Origin of the sequence: Bartonella sp. CL436QHHD (genome assembly GCF_042195105.1) — a bacterium.
Taxonomy (GTDB): domain Bacteria; phylum Pseudomonadota; class Alphaproteobacteria; order Rhizobiales; family Rhizobiaceae; genus Bartonella.
This window is the reverse complement of record NZ_JBHINR010000032.1, coordinates 19,764-36,979: the sequence shown is the minus strand read 5'-3', so window position 1 is coordinate 36,979 and position 17,216 is coordinate 19,764. Positions and strand designations below refer to the sequence as shown.

Below are 17,216 nucleotides of genomic sequence, written 5' to 3'. Positions count from 1 at the left end.
TAAGAGCTAGGGTTAAGGCAATCATTGCGTTTCATTTTTTACTTTATTTATCTTATTTGTAGAGTTTTTCTTTATTTTAGTAATTGATGATGGTGCTTGGGGGGATGTTCGTACTTTGCAAATGTGCGACAGAGAGTATTGTGTATTTGCGATATTGATTGAAGTAAAGGTGTAGCTTAAAATATATAAATATTATATATCGAGGGTTTGATATCATAAGATGGGCAGCACGGAATTTTAAAGATGATAAGTTGCATGGAGCAATTTGTAATTATGTAATGAATTTATAAAGAGGGATAATAGGTTAAATAAACTTTGAGGAATCAATCAAAATATTAGCTGAAGTTACGGATGATTGGGAAGGATGCTTTCTTGTAGGAAAAATAATGAAAAGTTATGTTGAATAACTTAGGATAATGAGAGCGTTTCAAAAACATAGTTTTTCAGGTGATTGGTTCTGTAGAAAATGGGGTTTTGTCTTTGTAAAGTAAAAGAGTAAGAGGCAGATTTGCTTATAATGGTTTTAAGCACTTCGCTAGATAATAATATCCAATTGTTTTATCGGTTATATTGAGGTATTTAAGCACCTCACTTAGCTATATTCCGTAAAATATAAATAAAGCTGTGGTGGTATTTATAGCTTGTATTTTGGGAAATGCAGCTTTGAAAAGGAATGTGTCAGAGATATTGGTGTTCAAATGTGAGGCAGTTTGAATTCATGATGAGATATGAGAAAGCAGAAGCAATGAATGTAGATTTTGCTGATGGTGAAATCTTGTCTATAAGATCTGTACAACTTGCAGCTGCTTTTGATCATAAAAATGATGCAATTTATGCTGCTGCTGAATTGCTTGTGCAGGTTGGTGCAGTTGATAAGTGTTATCTGGCAAGCATGCTTGCACGTGAAGAAACAACCAATACTTGGCTTGGAAATGGTATAGCCATTCCTCATGGTATGGCTGAAAATCGTGATTTAATTATCAAGGATGCTGTTGCTGTTATACAGGTTCCTGCTGGTGTTGAGTGGCAGGATGGCAAGAAAGCATATTTGGTTATTGCCATTGCAGCGTGTCCAGATCGCTATAGAGAAATTTGTAAAAAATTGACGTCTCTTTTATTTGATAAAAAACAGCTTGAAGTACTTGCAACAACTATGGACAAACAACAAATTGTTACAACTTTGTTTGACCAAAATATGAAGATAGAAAAAACTTTTATTGGTGACCTTTCTGTGTGTCAGGAATGGACTTTAGATTATCCAAGTGGTCTTCATGCACGACCAGCTTCTCTTTGGGTTGATTTTGCGAAAAAGGCTCAAAGTTCCATCAGAGTTCGCCATGGTCAATATACCGTTGAAATGAAAAATTTGGTTGGTTTATTGCAATTAGGAGCAAAAAACGGTGATGTTCTGATTTTTTCTACAGATGCTTCAGAAGGAACACAACTTCTCAATGATGCCATTGCTATTGCAAAAAAAGTGAGTATTAGTGAAAAATGCCTGATGAGAGCAATGGAATCTCAAACAAAGGCTTTTCATGGTTGGTATCCACGCTCTATGCAAAAAGGCATTTCTGGTGTTGGAGCGAGTTCAGGATTAGCATTTGGTAAGATTTTTGTTTTAAGGCAAAATGATATTTCCATAATAGACCAGCCAATTGATTTTGCAGCTGGTGCAGCATGTCTTGAAAATGCTCTTACAAAAACAAAACATAAAATGGCATCTGTAATTTCTGATATTACAGTGCGTATGGGAGCAGATTCTGCTGCAATTTTTTCTGCGCAAATGGTTTTGCTTGACGATGAAAATTTAATAGCTCAAGCTTGTCGTTTTATAGCGGAAGGTCATGGTGTCGCTTGGTCTTGGGATAGAGCGGTTCGTCAATTTTCAGATATGTTTTTTAAGGTAGATAATCCTTTGTTAGCAGCACGTGCTGTTAATTTAGTTGATGTTGGTCGACGTGTTTTAGGTGAAATCAATCCATCCTATAGATCGTTCTTTTTAAATGATATTCCACATGGTGTAATTCTGGTTACAAATGACCTTTCTCCTTCTGATGTAGCACAACTTGATTGTACAAGGGTAAAAGGATTAGCAACAGCATGGGGAGGTCCATTATCTCATACAGCTATTTTGGCGCGTACTCTTGGTATTCCAATGGTTGTTGCTACAGGTGATGATATTTTAGCGATTCAGTCTGATATTCAGGCTATTATTGATGGCGATAACGGGTTTATTTACCTTGATCCTACGCTTGAAGACGTTAAAGATGCTCAAAGGCATATTGATACTGTTGCGCAAAAACGTGTCAGTGAAATAAGTGCGTGTAGATTACCAGCGCAAACGATAGATGGTCAAAGAATTCGTATCATGGCCAATGTCAACTACGCAAATCAGGTTCCTGTTGCGCTTGATTTGGGGGCTGAAGGTGTTGGACTCATGCGCACGGAATTTTTGTTTTTAGAGAATCCACATATTCCGGATGAAGAGCTACAATTTAATATATATCGGACGATGATTACAGCTGTAGGAGATAAGCCATTAATTATTCGTGCACTTGATATTGGTGGGGATAAACAGGTTACGCATTTACATTTATCTAAAGAGGACAATCCTTTTTTAGGTGTTCGAGGAACGCGGCTTTTGTTACGTCGACGTGATCTTTTGGTGCCTCAATTACGTGCTTTATATCGAGCAGCAAAAGAGGGCGGAGATCTATGGATTGTGTTTCCGATGGTCATGTCTGTTTCAGAGATTGTCGCTATAAAAAAGATTGCAGAGGAAATCCGCAACGATATTGATGCACCAAAATTAAAACTTGGTATTATGATCGAAGTTCCAGCAGCGGCCATTATGGCAGATGTATTGAGCGCCCATGTTGATTTTTTTTCAATTGGAACCAATGACCTAACACAGTATACAATGGCTGTTGATCGGCAAAATCCGTACCTTGTGTCTGAAGCTGATAGCCTTGATCCAGCAGTTTTGCGTATGATTTATCAGACTATTCAGGGAGCTGCACAAAATAAGTGTTGGGTTAGTGTATGTGGTGGTATGGCTGGAGATCCTTTTGGTGCAATGATTTTGACTGGATTGGGAATTAATGAGCTTTCTATGATATCTTGCGATATTTCTCCAGTAAAGGCGTGTTTACAGACTCATAGTTTTGAAGATATGAAAATTTTAGCACAAAAAGCATTACAATGTGAAACTGCACGAGCTGTACGTGCTCTAAGCAAGGATATAAGGTGATAGAGAACATTAAGGGGAAAAAACGAGCTCATTTTTCAGACTAATCAGATCTTTAGTGTTGTAAAACATTATCCTTTAGGACAATTATAAGCAGCATATTAATTTGTAATGGTAATTTATCGTGTTACATAATGAGAGCCTTAAATATTGTAGGGTTTTCTCGTTTTAAATTTCTCTATATTAAATTAATAAAAATTATTCTTTTATACATTACAAAGAGGAGTAATGTATGGATAAAAACACTCTAAGAAAGAATAAATGCCTTTTATGCATTCTCTCAAATCGCAATGGATGTTGTAATATTAGGTGATAAATAGCGTGATGGTACTTGGCTTTTACTTTTTATTTAAGGAAAGATGATGCTATCCAATAGATTTTATACCATTCATAGACACCGTATGAGGTAGATGTGACAAGCTTTAAGAGATGTTTTTTAACAAACGTGTGGATGAGAAAGAAAATAGTATTTTTAGAGTATTCTGTTTTGTTATGAGACCATATCCCACTTAAAGAATGCGATAATCAAAAGTATGAAGTAATACGTAATCTCTTTTAAATAATAGAGATTACTTTAGATATTTTGAAAACTGTAAAGCTGAATTTAAAAGTATATGGTAAAAATGAAAACAGGTTTGCATTTTTATGATTTTGTATTTGACCAAAATGACTATTTTTTCATTTCAGAAAATAAGATATATTCATACATATTAAATTAAAAATGCAAAGGTTTTTTTTGTCTGAATTTTATTTTCTTTAGTATCAACTAAATATAGAAGTGTGAAATTGAATAGAGGATTTAGAGTAGGGCTTATTCTGTAATCCTATGAAAGAGGAAACTGACACCATCACACTATTTTACAGCCCTCAATGTTGCAAGAATTCGTGCTATTTGAAAAAATACATAAGAGGCACTTATCCTCTCTTAAAATGTTCTTCCTCCACATACCATCCCCGCTTATGACGTATAAACGATAATTTATTATTATAAATCAATATTTATATATTATCTGAAACATAAAAGTGATTAGCAGGTAGATCTCATTTCAAGAGAGAGTTGTTTGTAATCAAAGTTACAGTGATTAAGTATTTTCATCCTTGGAGGCAAGAAGAAGGTTGAAAACGATTTTTATTGAAATGAAATTTATTATCTGAATAAACAATTTTAATATTATATACATATAAGAAGTTCATATCGTTATTATTCTATTTATTATTAGGGTAATCAATGGTGTTAAGTGAGAGATATTAATTATTTGGTTATGCAAAACCATGGACTGTATGCCAATTTTAAGAGAAGTATTTTTTTGTGAAGCAGAAAGTGCGTAAATGAGCATGAAAGTTTATAACTGGTGACAATCTTTTTATTCTCATTATTGTATTCTACAAACCTATCCACGAAAAAAGTTTTTTCTTAAAAAGAAGGGATGTGCTTGTTATTCAACAGATATAAGCTCTTACTTTAATAAATGAATTTATTTTTTGGGTTTTGAATGTATAGTTTAGACTTGCACGTTATTTCTTTCTGGGTATAGTGCAAACTTCTGGAGAGGTGGCCGAGTGGTTGAAGGCGCACGCCTGGAACGCGTGTATATGGGAAACCATATCGAGGGTTCGAANCAGCAACACGTGCAGCCAATGCTGGTGCGACAGTTTCGCAAATGAAAGCGCTTTTTGGCTGGACAGAAGATAAAATGGCATCCCTTTATACCAAAACAGCTGATAGAAAACGACTTGCAATAGAAGCAATCAAAAAGCTACAAAAAGGTTCGGGATAGACATAAAATAAGTTAAAAGNGTTATTCAACAGATATAAGCTCTTACTTTAATAAATGAATTTATTTTTTGGGTTTTGAATGTATAGTTTAGACTTGCACGTTATTTCTTTCTGGGTATAGTGCAAACTTCTGGAGAGGTGGCCGAGTGGTTGAAGGCGCACGCCTGGAACGCGTGTATATGGGAAACCATATCGAGGGTTCGAATCCCTCTCTCTCCGCCATACAATTTTCTCCTATGTATAACATATTGATTCTTTGTAATCTTTTTAAAGGTTCGGGAGCGTTAACAAAAGTTCGGGAATAGGATTTTCCAACATACCGTTACAAAGCTCATCTTTTTCCTCCAACATTCTCTAATAATTTTTTGAATTTTTTGAAATCCACTGTTTTAAATGTGCAAAGACATTCTCTATCGGNGAATCAAAGGAATCAAAACTCCCGAACTTTTATATAACTTATTGATTTTATATAAATATAACGCTCCCTCTCTCTCCGCCATTAATTTAAAACGAACTTTCATATGCTTGATATGACATAGTTTAAAAAGCTCAGCATTTGCAGGATTTTTTGCTGTTGCAATTGACCAGTTCGCGCCAATCTATGCCTGTCATTATGTACACCTGGAAATTGCTGTTGAATTTCCATGAATTTTACACTTTTTAAGCTCCTCTCCTCTCGATCTTGAGATAACCTGATCTAGCATAAACGATCTCTTCAAATATCATTAAAGGATTTTTGCCATTATCACTAACTTCTGGTAGAGCTTTTAGAATTAATGGTGATCATAGTGCTATTTGCAATTTCGTTGCTTAACGGGCTAAATGCGTTTTATCCACATGAGAGGTAACGAACACCTCAGCTTTTCTCACGCAATGTGCTTATTTAAAATTAATGTCATGAATATTTGTACAACATTTTTATCTATACGATAATCAAAAAAAGGCTAACATAATATAATAATTGAATATCATTCATGCGGCGCTTTCTTTTATCTTTAAGCTTTGTATGTAAATAGATAGTCCGTGCAAAATAAATAAAGGGGCGCAAAAGCCTATAAATACACATAGGACGTATAATATAGAAAATGAAAAAAATTTTCCTGCATATAAAAGCACAATAGAGAATAAAGCTGTTATGATGCGTACACTGGCATCGCCTGCCAAAATCACCTCGGCTAAATTTTCACTAGGTGTGATAGCTTGTCCAATTGTTATTCCCGATATCCTAAAATAAAATTGCCCAATACCTAATAAAAACCCCATAATATAAAGGGAATATTGAGTAAAATTTAAATATAAAACAAAAGAGATTGCGATCACGGCAAAAGCCGGTGCCCCCCATACAAAAAAACGAATTAAAGATGGAAATTTCTGTAAATAATAAGATGAGATAAGACCATTGATCACAAAACCCAGTGCTGACAAAGCAAAAATAGAATTTTGAATAGCTGTAAATTTTATATTATCTGATGTTATAGAAGCAAGCACAAGTGGCAATAAAACAATAGGCCCCGTATAGAGAGAATTATTCAAAATACGATTAATCGTTAAAAAACGCAACGCAGAAATCCGCCAAAGGCACCTGAACCCAACTCCATAAGCTTTTTGAGATGGCTTTTTTAATAGCTCTTTTGCTCTGTTTAGTTGTTGTATAGACTTTATACGAAACCATAAGCAGGCATTCAAAAGATAGATAAATACAATAAAGGCTATGGCTATTTTGTGCCCCAAATGCGCAATTATAAAATATATAAGCAATGGGGATATAATAACAAAAAACTGACAGCAACTAGTGTAAAATGCAAAAATTCCAGCTTTTTGTTTGGGAGCTGGAACCAGCTGATTCAAGGCACTATTGTTATTTGGGTTATCAGCCCCCATCAAGAGAGCAAGTAAAAAAAATACAAATAAAATAAGTACTGGATTGTTCATAAATAATAAGAAAGACAATAAACAAGCGCAAATAATTTGACTATAAAACCCAATTATAAAGCCTTGATAGTGCGCCAACACGTTTCCCAAACATAAGCCAGCAATTCCAATTGCGATTAAATTAACGACATTTAAAGTAGCAGACGCTTCTCCTGTTGTATCTTGGAATTGTAACAAAGAAAGGCCAATAGATAATACACCACTAGCACAAAAACTCGTCAAACAACCAATCACAATCATAAGAAAAACAGAATTACGCAATAGCCTCTTTCCTTTTAAACAGAGACTCAAGCCATTTTATGATTTTCTCCATTGTCGAATATGGTTCGGTACTAAATTCCAGTTTTTCATAAAAGTTTAGTTCAAATGCGTTATAGGCACTTATTTTTTGAAAGTCATCTGTCAGCATGAATTCTATACTTGGCAACGTTGTACCCATAGATTGAGATAAATAATAGGAAATTACTTTCCAATACATATAGGTATGCTCTCTTGCCAAATAATTTTCCAAGGCATATTTCAAGTGACAACCACTTAAAATATATTTCGGACAATGGTGCAACGGATAATAAATACAAATAGCACCGGCTTCATGTCTGGGACAAGAAGAAATATTAATATTTTTATCATTTCATAATATTATAAAAACGCTCAGTGAGCAGATCTTCCAAATTTAGTCTAGTCACAACAAGATTGGTTGCTAATTTTTGAGAGACATGAGACCAAGCCAATCTTACTACTAAAGTTCCAATAACCTTTAAGTCAGATTCTGGATAAGCTTTTTTAAAATTTTCCACCCATATGTCTCTGTGACATATAATAATTGGCTCATCTCGTCTGAATGAACAAGATGTAATTCTAAACCAATATATTATCACAAAGTTTTGAGCTCTTGAATTCTCCGTATCCTAATCTGGTATTCTTAAATCATCATAGGAACTAAGAATTTTTAAGTATTCCAACTTTTATTAAACTTTGTAACAATCTATTGGAATCTCACCTTCACTGACTTCGACAATTATTTTCTCACCACTACAAGAACAAAAAATTATCTTTGAATTTGCTTACTTTTAGAAAAAAAATGAGCAACACTCTTTCTTAACTAAAAGAAACACGCTCTCTACCTTTTTCTTTATGATTATCAAAAAACTATCCCGTTATAATTTAACCATCCATTATTAGGAGAATATTCTGCGTTTAGCCTAATAAACTGTTATAATCAATGTTTCTCTCTGTTCTAAAAATCAGCGTTTTTTCTCCTAGAGATACTCGTAATTGCTGTACAATCTTTCCCCAAAAGGCACTCCTTCAACATTGCTATTAACACGATCATCCTGAGAAGTTTTATACATACACACTGCATTATACGGAATTCTATGTATTTTTTTAACTTACTCAACGAACCAACATTTTCTAATGGGCAACATAAATCACGAAATTTGTGGGCTGTCACAATTCGAAAAACAATCACATATCTCCCTCTAATGATAGACAATGTCATTAGAAGAAAGCCTTAATGATATCGGTAGAATAAATTAACCAGAAAAAATTGCAGCGCAGATAGAACAAATTTTATTTTATACCTTGTAACTCTCTATAAATTTTAATCCTTTTTGTTAAAGGTTCTTATGCAATTTTTTCTATATTCAGTATTTTTTTCCACTTGTTTGCAACAAAAGATTAATAGCTAAATTCGCCTATGTTATAATAGTTTTTCTTTTGGTAAAAGAGGGCTGCTTCAATCTCGACATGTAAATATTTTAATTCTTTAATATATTCTCTTCAGATGCTTTAGATTAACAACACACCAAAACCAAAATATTTATTTTACTTAAGTTATTGAATATTATTTAAGAAGTAGGAAAATAAAGTGATGCAAGAGTTAAAAAAATTATTTAAAAGTTCAAATCCATCTACATTTTAGAGCCATCACGCATGGTAATAACAGTTGTCATTAGGTATACTAAATATGCTTGATAGCTTTTCTGCTTCATGCTTGTAGGGAGTTCCAGATAGAGATAATACCGGAATCCATCCGTGAATGCTCGATAATAAAGCCGTAAACAAAATTATTTTCTTGTTGTTTAACCGGTTAAGCTTGATCCATTTTTTCTTCCCAATTGCTATATTTTATAAGAAATTGCTACGAATGATCCTCTCCAAAGCTGATAATTCATCATCACTGTGTCCACAAATTGCTATAATAGCTGGGCAGGTATTTAAATCGATGGTTAGGGGGAGGGGCTCGTTTTCTTTAAAAAAGAGCGTAAAATGAACCACATTTTCCCAAGAATGAAGCTTTTGCCGCCATACGTTAACATCTTTTATAATATGACCGTCGATCTCGTTGATAAGGAAGATAATACGCCCTTTTTTCTTAAAGCGACTTGGGGTTTGCGAAAACACGCCTGCAATAAGGTTAACGGAGCTTTCAAGTAAACCATCTTCATAGCAATGCGCGAACAAGGTGGGTGCAATTCCTCCGTGGAGGCGGGCTCCTACTTCGATCATCACTGGACCACGAGCTGTTTGCATGATTTCCATATGCGCAGGTCCATATTCAATCCCCAGTGCGCGAATGCATTGTTTTGCATAAGAGATAAGAGGGGCATAAGAGGGATCTTGAGCATCAAGCACATCAAGTGATTCATAAACAAAAGCACTTCCATTATGAATACCTTTTTTATACCGCGATAAAGCACATATCTTTATAGCCTCTCCATTTACAACGGCGTCGACGATGTATTCCTCTCCCTCCAATCTTTCTTGGAGCAAATAGGCCTCGTTAGGTGCGCCAAAAATATTTTTTTTCTTCCAGTCGATTTCAGAGGTCCACGTTACTACTTCCTCAAGATTAGAGAAAAACAAAACACCATCACTCCCTGCAGAATCATTTGGCTTTACCACATAGCCGCTGTGGCTTTCAAAACCATCGAGAGTACAATCGTTTTTTGTAAGAATCTTTGATCGGATGTAAGATAAACCATTTTCACAAAGGCGTTTTTGCATCGCTGCTTTTTTCGTCGCCAATCGGTAGTCAAGGGGTTATTCCCAAGACAACCATAATAAGCCGCCAATTGCTCTGCACAATAGATACCTCTTTCGGCACCCGCTATTACAGCCTCTATCGTGCCAATAGGAAAGCATTTCTTTATCTCATCTACACTATGAAGCTTCGCTTCTGCCATGCCCTTTCCCTGATAAGAAAGCATAAAGTGTGAAAAAGGAGCTGCTTGAGAGACAACACCATAACAAGCATAGCCTAATTTTTGCAAAGCAGGGCCATAGAGGGCACCCGTGGAGAAAGGGTCGACAATAAGAATAGGTTTTCTCATACTTTGTTCCGCTGTGATAAAAGGAAAAGAACATAAATAAAGATTATTAGCCCTATAAGGGGCAGAAGATAAACAGCTGCTTGAGGACCCATAAGGGCAGAGCTTGTAAGAAGACCAAGAATGACATAACCTGCCGATTGGGAGAGGGTATAAAGCATACCGCTATAGCTTCCCACCAGCTCTGCTTGAGCCTCTGTTTTGGTTGCTTCAATCGTATGTTTGCGGGCATTAATTCGCATGGTATTCATTGAAAAGCCAATAAAAAAGCAAAAGACCACAGCCAAATAGGGCGATTGTGTTGTGCTAAAAATAAGATCAGCCATGCTCAACATAAGGGCTGGGAGAATAAATTCAAAACGAGGGATTTTGATAAAAGCAGCCAAAAAAGCGCCCACGCCCGCAACCGCACTGCAAAGCCCATAATATTCAGAACCAAAATTTTTCACACTCTGAAAAAGAATAGTTGCCAGCGTATTATAAGCGCAAATATGAAAGCCAATAAGTCCTATGCAGACGCATAAAAGTTTAAGTTCACGGGAGAGCTCATCCGCTTGCGGTGTAGGCGCTGGCTTCTTACCAGTTTCAAGTGTTGTGGTATCTGTGGCGTTATATTCATCGCAAAAGATAATATATCCGGCTATAAGGCTTATAATGATGTCAAACACACAAAGTGTCACAATCAAACCATTATAACCGATTTCAGCTGCTGCCCCTCGAGGGCTGGTCGCTTCTAAGAGATAACCACTCAGTGCTGCTCCCAAAAATGCGCCAATTTGCACCACTGTTTGCATAATGCGGGAAGCCTTTTGGGCGCTAATATAACCACTAAGTGCTAGTTTAGTATTATAAGTCTCGAGAGTGCTTAAGGTAATCAAAGAGAGATAGCCGATAGAGATAGAGACAGCGATAAAACCAAAGGGGGAATCAGCGTAATGGAAAAGTGCAATCAATAAAAGAAGGCTATAGATAATGATTCGCCTTTTGTATAAATCGACCAACCGCAGTGAGGCTTTAATGTGCACAAGACCGCTTTTTTTCAAAAGATAGGGCATAAGGGTGCCCAAAGCCATGGTTACGCCTAGGAAAACCGATGAGGATGTTATGCGATAAGCATTCCAAAGATTACTTAAAAATAAGACCATATCAGAAAGATACAGCAGGACAACAAGCCCATAAAACCGAAACATCAGTTGTTTGTGCACATTATCCCCCCCCATTTCAGAATCTCTTAAAAACACACAGTATTATAAATCAGCACACATGTTTACAAATAATAAATACACACACACATATTACTGGGCATGTCAAGTTTTTTGGTAGGGAACATTTGAACGCTGATGTTTATGGTAGTGATAGCTTATTATTCAGGAGAATGAATAGCGATAGAGGCTGGTATTTTTACTGCGTCTGTTGCGGGAGGCTTGCCAATAAGGGGAAAGCCAGATAACGAATATAACTATGTCCTAGAGATATATTTTGCGCTTTCAAGTTGATTTTATTTATACTCAAGGTTGAGGTTTTTCTATTGACCGTTGTTAGATGTTGTTGTGACAATAAACTTCGTTATCTATCAGAAACATTTATGGCATTAGCGCTAAGGTATTGTATTAAAGCCTTTACATAGTAGTCTGTCTGATAGAGAGGTATTATTGGTTCAGTTTTAGGAGGCTTTATTACGGCTGATTTGGGCGTCGTCGTTGTTTGAGGTCTTATTATAATATTCTTAATTTCAGTTTATGAATATACCGAAAAATATAGTGAAACATTTGATTTAAACGCTTTTGCAAGACATATTTCAATATCTCAGCGATGTTTTCCAAGAATTGCTCTGCTGCTTTTTGACGGGATCGGATATCAAATGCTTATAGCGAGGGCAGTGGTTTGAGAAAAGATAGAGTTGATTTCATTAGCTTCCTATGGAGCGCAATCTAGTAGCAGCTCTTAAGGGACAATAATATACTGAGATCGAACTCATTTCTATACACTTACACGACGCTATAGGAGTAATCCTCAGAAACTCTACTAGAATTCGTCAAAAAATGGCAGGTTATGGAGTGTGAACAAAAAAATATATTTTTTACAAATACTTAATCTCATTTTAAGTTGTCTAAAATATAACCTTATCTTAAAACTAAGTCTATATACTACCATTTATCATAAAGTTATACAAAATGCGGGAGTATTGTGTTTTTCTGTTTAGAGACGAGTTAAAAAACACCTTATTAAACATTAAGAGATTTCAGACATAAAACAATTTAACTTATGGAAAGTATATAGACAAAATGTATCTTGATAAAAAAGTTTATAATTCCATGGGGTCTCCAAAGAAATTTTTTGGTTCTTTTATTGTCTTATGTGGATTTGATGGGAGTGGTAAGACAACACAAACAAAAGAAATCGCTCGCCATTACTCAATAGAAAAACATATAATACAAACTTTTCAACCCAGTTATTGGAATAGAAATAATCCAGAAATTAGAGATTACTTAGATAATGGAAAAGCAATTGATCCGTTGCTTTTAGCACTCTTATCAGCGACAGATAGACGCAAACATACGCTTGAAATTATTGAACCTTACTTCACGTCATCGCAAAATTTATTAATTAGCGATCGATATGTTTATTCTAGTCTTGCTTATTTTTATGCTCGAGACTTTCTGTTGAAAGTGTAGTTAAATTAAATCAATCTATTCCAAGACCTCATATTACATTTTATCTTCATTTACCGCCCACTACTATACTAGAGCGGTTGCAGAAAAGGGATGGTTTAAACTTAAAATACGAAGAAAAACTCTCTTTTATTGAAAAAGTTTACAAAGTATACAAAGTTTTATCAGAAATAGATGAGCGGTTTATAACAATTGATGGAACTGCTTCTGTTTCTTTAATTCATCATCAAATACGACATCATATAGATGAAGTTTGTTTTTTATTATGAATAAAATCATTTATTAATCAATTTATCCACGATAGATCCTCCTTTATGTATTCGTACTCTAAATCTGAAACTTTAGAGATATGATTGCAATAATTTAACTGTTCAGGAAAAATATCACGTTATATATTTTAATTAAAAAACTAACTGTAATGAGCTTGTTTTAAAAGATTTAGAGAAGGGGAGTAGAAAAGTTAGCAATATTTATTGTGAGGATAATAGTATGTTTATTCTTTTAGAGACGAAGTGTGGTGATAGAAGAACGACATGGAGGAATATACTCGAGCATATTTTAGTGCACGGAATAATAAGGACAATAATGTGAGTGAAGCTTCCATACCGTAAAATTGTTTCACATATGTATAAAGGTGTAGCTTCTGAATAAAACGCACATAAAATATTAATTTTGTTTTTGTCCATAAATGTTCCGTTTTCATAGAAGAATTAATCATAAAACAGCACAAAGATTGTAAAAGCCTCAAAAAAGAAATTTTGCTTTCTTAAATTTAATGATCTAAAATGAAAATTGTAAGAATGCCTGTTTTTAAACAGGATGTATCATGCATATCGACTGGTATTCATTTTAGAGGATAATTTATGTTCACTTCAAATTTGAAGGAACGCATTGCTTTATTTGAAAATAGAACTTTTCTCTATTTTACTTTGAGCGGCTTATTTGCTACATTTGGAAGTGGACTAAATTATATTACATTGTCATGGCTCGCTTACAATCAGACGGGCTCAATCCGTGGTGTAGCGTTGATGATGCTTTTTCTTTGGACGCCTGGCATTATTTTTGCGCCTATTTTTGGCATATTGGCAGATAAATATAATCGTAAAACGCAGATTATTATTTCAAATCTTGTGAGAGGTTTGGTAATTGTAAGCTGGGTAATGCTTTGGCATTTTGGTATAGAAATTGAATTGATGGTCTTATCTGCTCTTTTGGGTATTTTTATCCCTTTTTATATGCCATCAGCTATTTCTTTAATTCAAAGTATTGTGCTGAAGGAACAGCTCATCAATGCAAATGCGACCATCGATATGGTTTATGAACTTGGCACTATCGTAGGTATGGGCTTAAGTGGATTTATACTGTCCTATGCAGGAACAAAAGGAACTCTTCTAATAGGTGGTATATTCTTTATCATTGCTGGTTTATTTAATTTTGCAATGAAGGTACCTAAAAACCGAAGATCTAAAAATCAAAACCAGCAAAATTGGTGGGAAAATTATACAGCATCCCTTCATTATTTTAAACAGAATCCGGCTCTTTTTGTACCTTATATAAGCCAGATGATTATTATGACTCTTTTGATGACCATTCCTGTTATTCTCGTTCCTTATATACAAGAGGTTTTACATGCAGATAGCAGTATCTTTGCAATATTTGAGGTGCTTTATTCTATGGGCGTATTGACAGGTGCGTTTTTTTCACCACTTCTTTGTAAAGTTTTATCTATCAGGAAAACATTAGCCATTTTATTAGCTTTTATGGCTATTGGCCTCGCTATTCTATCTGTTAATACACACAATTTTGTTGTTTTTCCTGTTTACTTTATGATTGGATTTGGACTTTCGAGTTGGGCTCTTTCGATTTCTTTATCACAACTCTCTTGTGATCCTGAATACCAAGGAAGATTGCAGGCAAGTTTTAATGGTATCTCTGGATGCTTGATCCTCGGAGTCTACCTCATTATGGCAAGCGATAACAGTAGCATATCACCTCAATCGATATATTTTTTTCAAAGCATTGTTGCGTTTGTTGGAATACTCATAGTGCTGTTTTATAGACATGAAAAACAATAAATTACGTTTAAGAGTGGTCAATATACGCTATTTTATAAACATTTACGCTGCAGCACATTTCATATTTTGCTTTTAAAGGAGAGTTGAGAAAATGTAAAAGTTGGTGCTTAATGAACAAAGCATAAATTGATGTATACTAGAGAATACTCTCTATTTTTTGATAATGATCTAAAAGAATTGATGCGTTTCTTTAATTCATCTCACTGTTGTTAAGAAGACGAAAACGTAACACTTTAAATCTTCTTGAGAGTTTTTTGTTTAAGCGTAGTAGAAAGTAAAGCAATGAGGTAATATCGTATCATATGGGGAGAGTATTGTATTATTTTTGTTTTTCAAAATCCATATGAAAAATTGTATCAATTTCATCTTCATTGGAATGGGTATTTCTACGACGATGCAAGGTTTGCACAATCTCTTTTTTTAAAACAGCATCTGTTTCACTTAAACGATGAATACTGAGTTCCAATTCAAGAGATAACGCCAAATCCACGCACAATTTAAGCTCTTCTCCAATGTCGAAACCGCGTTGATAGTCGTCATAAAGACCAACCAGTGTATCAGATAATTCTTTATCGCATAAAGAGGTCATGCTTAATTCCTCAACGTTGCAGGTTTCCATGCAGCTTTTTTAAGTATCACTCCACTATCATCACTTAAAATTGCCATGTATACGAACCTCATGGTTTTGTCAATTTTCTGCAAAATACGCGCTTTTAAATCAATGCCTATTAAAGATTTTATTACTCCAAGTTTTTGAAGCGCCCAATTGTAAATATGGATGGCAATGTGTTTACTATAGAACTTATAGCATTTAAAATACATTGCCAAAAGGCTTTTAATGTGCGTAGAGGAAGAGTATTCTGACGATAAACCAAACACCCTGAAATCTCTATTGCCAATTACAGCTAACTCAGTGTCATTAATATATAAAATAAGCAAACAGGGTTTGTAAACGTCTAACTTTTTAATAACGAGTGATAATCTCATTTTTTGTAGAATACCAATTATTTTGCCTATTTTATATTGATTTTTAGACATTGATAAACTTTTTACCTTATAAAAACCTATGGGAAATGCATTTGCATATTTTTGTAATAAGATTTCAGTGGTATATTGCACAGCATGGAATGAAGAGAATCGTATTAGGCTTTTTGCTTTTGAAAGAATATGACTGCGACTTGTGAGAAAGCCGTTGGCAAGAATTGGCTTGGCATGCAAACTGATAGAGTTGGCAGTGGCGCATTTAGTTTTTTCATTGGCCTGTGTCCAAATGTTTTTGACTCTGGAAAATAGCCTCTGATAGGCTTGAGTTTTTCCAAGGTTATATTACAGGAGCGCAGTTCAGTAAAATACCACGGCAATTGCATTTTTTGTGTAATTGTCATAATTTTCGCTCCTGCTTAAACGGATGCTGCAACATCTGTTTTTGTGGGGTTATGTATGTGATAACTGCTCTTTTTAAGGAGCAGTAATAATAGATATAAATCAATATAATTATTTAGTCAACAATTATATTGATTTTGGAGTGTTTTTTGGCTCGTCCGGAAGCAAAACCTAAAACTGAGTTGGCAAAACGTTTTCGTGAAGTGCGTCACGCTCTTGGTTTTACAGAGCGTAAGCAGTTTGCTGCACATCTTGGTATCACTGCTGGCTCTGTAGGAACTTATGAAACTGGTATAAGTGAGCCTACAGCCTCTGCGCTCTCCAAATATCAAGAAATTTGTGGTATTTCCTTAGATTGGCTTGTGACGGGCAATGGCGAGATGTTTTCAGATATGGCAAAGGCAAAAGCAGCTGGTTTTAAACCGCAAGCGATACCTGCTGGGCTGATGAAAAAGCTGGGACATTTAGTTTATACGACCTATCATGATGCAAAAATAGATCTTTCTCCTGAAGATGTTGCGGAATTAGCAGCAGAGCTTTATGGAAGATTGCAAGAGCTTATTCAAAACCTCAATGATATGGAAGAAGTCGAAGCCACTTTGCCACTTTTAAAATTACATTTAAAGCGTAAAATCGAAACTGAAAAGCATATCTAGAAATTTCATAAGATACGAATGAACAGCCTTTTAAAAAAATAAAACTTTTTTGATTTTCTGCTGTATAACCAAGTTTGGAATGTGAAAATCTCACGATCTTCGAGTCTTTTATTCAACCTGAAAAACGAGAAGCTATCATTAT

General features: G+C 34.9%; 14 protein-coding genes, 1 tRNA gene and 1 pseudogene. 7 read left to right on the top strand and 9 right to left on the bottom strand.

All coding sequences use genetic code 11. From position 1 onward, the window contains the following. The first annotated feature begins 718 nt into the window (after positions 1-718). The 3 genes and pseudogenes from ptsP to ACFIKN_RS04060 all read left to right on the top strand — a co-directional run bounded on the left by ptsP (position 719) and on the right by ACFIKN_RS04060 (position 5,246). Positions 719-3,250 (top strand): phosphoenolpyruvate--protein phosphotransferase, encoded by a 2,532-nt coding sequence (gene ptsP / locus ACFIKN_RS04070; protein WP_375657954.1) that lies wholly within the window; start codon positions 719-721, stop codon positions 3,248-3,250. A gap of 1,619 nt (positions 3,251-4,869) precedes the next feature. Continuing rightward, positions 4,870-5,025, top strand: a pseudogene (locus ACFIKN_RS04065) (integrase); the annotation flags it as partial. Positions 5,026-5,156: 131 nt separating this feature from the next. Next, positions 5,157-5,246 (top strand) — tRNA-Ser (locus tag ACFIKN_RS04060). Positions 5,247-5,996: 750 nt separating this feature from the next. Here ACFIKN_RS04060 and ACFIKN_RS04055 read toward each other — a convergent pair. The 6 genes from ACFIKN_RS04055 to ACFIKN_RS04030 form a co-directional block, all read right to left on the bottom strand. Then, entirely contained in the window at positions 5,997-7,217 is a 1,221-nt protein-coding gene (locus ACFIKN_RS04055) for an MFS transporter (protein ID WP_375637179.1), read from the bottom strand. Then, the gene (locus tag ACFIKN_RS04050; RefSeq protein WP_375657953.1) at positions 7,210-7,479 is read right to left on the bottom strand and encodes a hypothetical protein; all 270 of its coding nucleotides are present in this window, start codon (positions 7,477-7,479) and stop codon (positions 7,210-7,212) included. Before ACFIKN_RS04050 ends, ACFIKN_RS04055 begins: the two co-directional genes overlap by 8 nt. Positions 7,480-7,582: 103 nt before the next feature. Next, positions 7,583-7,753 carry a hypothetical protein gene (locus ACFIKN_RS04045; protein WP_375632536.1) on the bottom strand — a complete coding sequence of 57 codons (171 nt, stop codon included), beginning with the start codon at positions 7,751-7,753 and terminating at the stop codon, positions 7,583-7,585. 1,333 nt (positions 7,754-9,086) lie between these two features. Beyond that, positions 9,087-9,863: an ATP-grasp domain-containing protein gene (locus ACFIKN_RS04040; protein WP_375657952.1), complete on the bottom strand. Its 777-nt coding sequence runs from the start codon at positions 9,861-9,863 to the stop codon at positions 9,087-9,089. Further along, positions 9,857-10,291, bottom strand: a complete 435-nt coding sequence (locus ACFIKN_RS04035) for a hypothetical protein (protein WP_375657951.1) — start codon at positions 10,289-10,291, stop codon at positions 9,857-9,859. The genes ACFIKN_RS04040 and ACFIKN_RS04035 overlap by 7 nt, the downstream gene beginning before the upstream one ends. Then, positions 10,288-11,508, bottom strand: a complete 1,221-nt coding sequence (locus tag ACFIKN_RS04030) for a hypothetical protein (RefSeq protein WP_375657950.1) — start codon at positions 11,506-11,508, stop codon at positions 10,288-10,290. Before ACFIKN_RS04030 ends, ACFIKN_RS04035 begins: the two co-directional genes overlap by 4 nt. A 1,065-nt stretch (positions 11,509-12,573) precedes the next feature. Between ACFIKN_RS04030 and ACFIKN_RS04025 the strand changes: the two genes are divergently transcribed. The 3 genes from ACFIKN_RS04025 (at position 12,574) to ACFIKN_RS04015 (ending at position 15,035) form a co-directional block, all read left to right on the top strand. Then, on the top strand, positions 12,574-12,963 hold the full coding sequence (locus ACFIKN_RS04025) for a dTMP kinase (RefSeq protein ID WP_375657949.1): 390 nt from the start codon (positions 12,574-12,576) through the stop codon (positions 12,961-12,963). Positions 12,964-12,980: 17 nt separating this feature from the next. Beyond that, a complete protein-coding gene (locus ACFIKN_RS04020) occupies positions 12,981-13,229 on the top strand; it encodes a hypothetical protein (RefSeq protein ID WP_375658046.1) in 249 nt (82 codons plus the stop codon). Between the two features lie 594 nt (positions 13,230-13,823). Further along, positions 13,824-15,035, top strand: coding sequence for an MFS transporter (locus ACFIKN_RS04015; protein ID WP_273790295.1), 1,212 nt, complete (start codon positions 13,824-13,826; stop codon positions 15,033-15,035). Positions 15,036-15,354: 319 nt separating this feature from the next. Here the strand turns inward: ACFIKN_RS04015 and ACFIKN_RS04010 are convergent, their stop codons facing one another. The 3 genes from ACFIKN_RS04010 to ACFIKN_RS04000 form a co-directional block, all read right to left on the bottom strand. Then, complete coding sequence (locus tag ACFIKN_RS04010) at positions 15,355-15,624, bottom strand: hypothetical protein (RefSeq protein ID WP_012754562.1); 270 nt, start codon at positions 15,622-15,624, stop codon at positions 15,355-15,357. Positions 15,625-15,626: 2 nt separating this feature from the next. Further along, positions 15,627-16,073, bottom strand: coding sequence for a hypothetical protein (locus ACFIKN_RS04005; RefSeq protein ID WP_375642970.1), 447 nt, complete (start codon positions 16,071-16,073; stop codon positions 15,627-15,629). 104 nt (positions 16,074-16,177) lie between these two features. Continuing rightward, a complete protein-coding gene (locus ACFIKN_RS04000; protein ID WP_375654266.1) occupies positions 16,178-16,420 on the bottom strand; it encodes a hypothetical protein in 243 nt (80 codons plus the stop codon). A 147-nt stretch (positions 16,421-16,567) separates the two neighbouring features. Between ACFIKN_RS04000 and ACFIKN_RS03995 the strand changes: the two genes are divergently transcribed. Then, the gene (locus tag ACFIKN_RS03995; RefSeq protein ID WP_273790298.1) at positions 16,568-17,074 is read left to right on the top strand and encodes a helix-turn-helix domain-containing protein; all 507 of its coding nucleotides are present in this window, start codon (positions 16,568-16,570) and stop codon (positions 17,072-17,074) included. Positions 17,075-17,216 lie beyond the last annotated feature (142 nt).

Coding starts and splice junctions, on each gene's coding strand:
- ACFIKN_RS04000 (WP_375654266.1), bottom strand. CDS start 16,420: ATGACAATTACACAAAAAATGCAATTGCCGTGGTATTTTACTGAACTG.
- ACFIKN_RS04015 (WP_273790295.1), top strand. CDS start 13,824: ATGTTCACTTCAAATTTGAAGGAACGCATTGCTTTATTTGAAAATAGA.
- ACFIKN_RS04035 (WP_375657951.1), bottom strand. CDS start 10,291: ATGAGAAAACCTATTCTTATTGTCGACCCTTTCTCCACGGGTGCCCTC.
- ACFIKN_RS04010 (WP_012754562.1), bottom strand. CDS start 15,624: ATGACCTCTTTATGCGATAAAGAATTATCTGATACACTGGTTGGTCTT.
- ACFIKN_RS04005 (WP_375642970.1), bottom strand. CDS start 16,073: ATGTCTAAAAATCAATATAAAATAGGCAAAATAATTGGTATTCTACAA.
- ACFIKN_RS04025 (WP_375657949.1), top strand. CDS start 12,574: ATGTATCTTGATAAAAAAGTTTATAATTCCATGGGGTCTCCAAAGAAA.
- ACFIKN_RS04030 (WP_375657950.1), bottom strand. CDS start 11,508: ATGGGGGGGGATAATGTGCACAAACAACTGATGTTTCGGTTTTATGGG.
- ptsP (WP_375657954.1), top strand. CDS start 719: ATGATGAGATATGAGAAAGCAGAAGCAATGAATGTAGATTTTGCTGAT.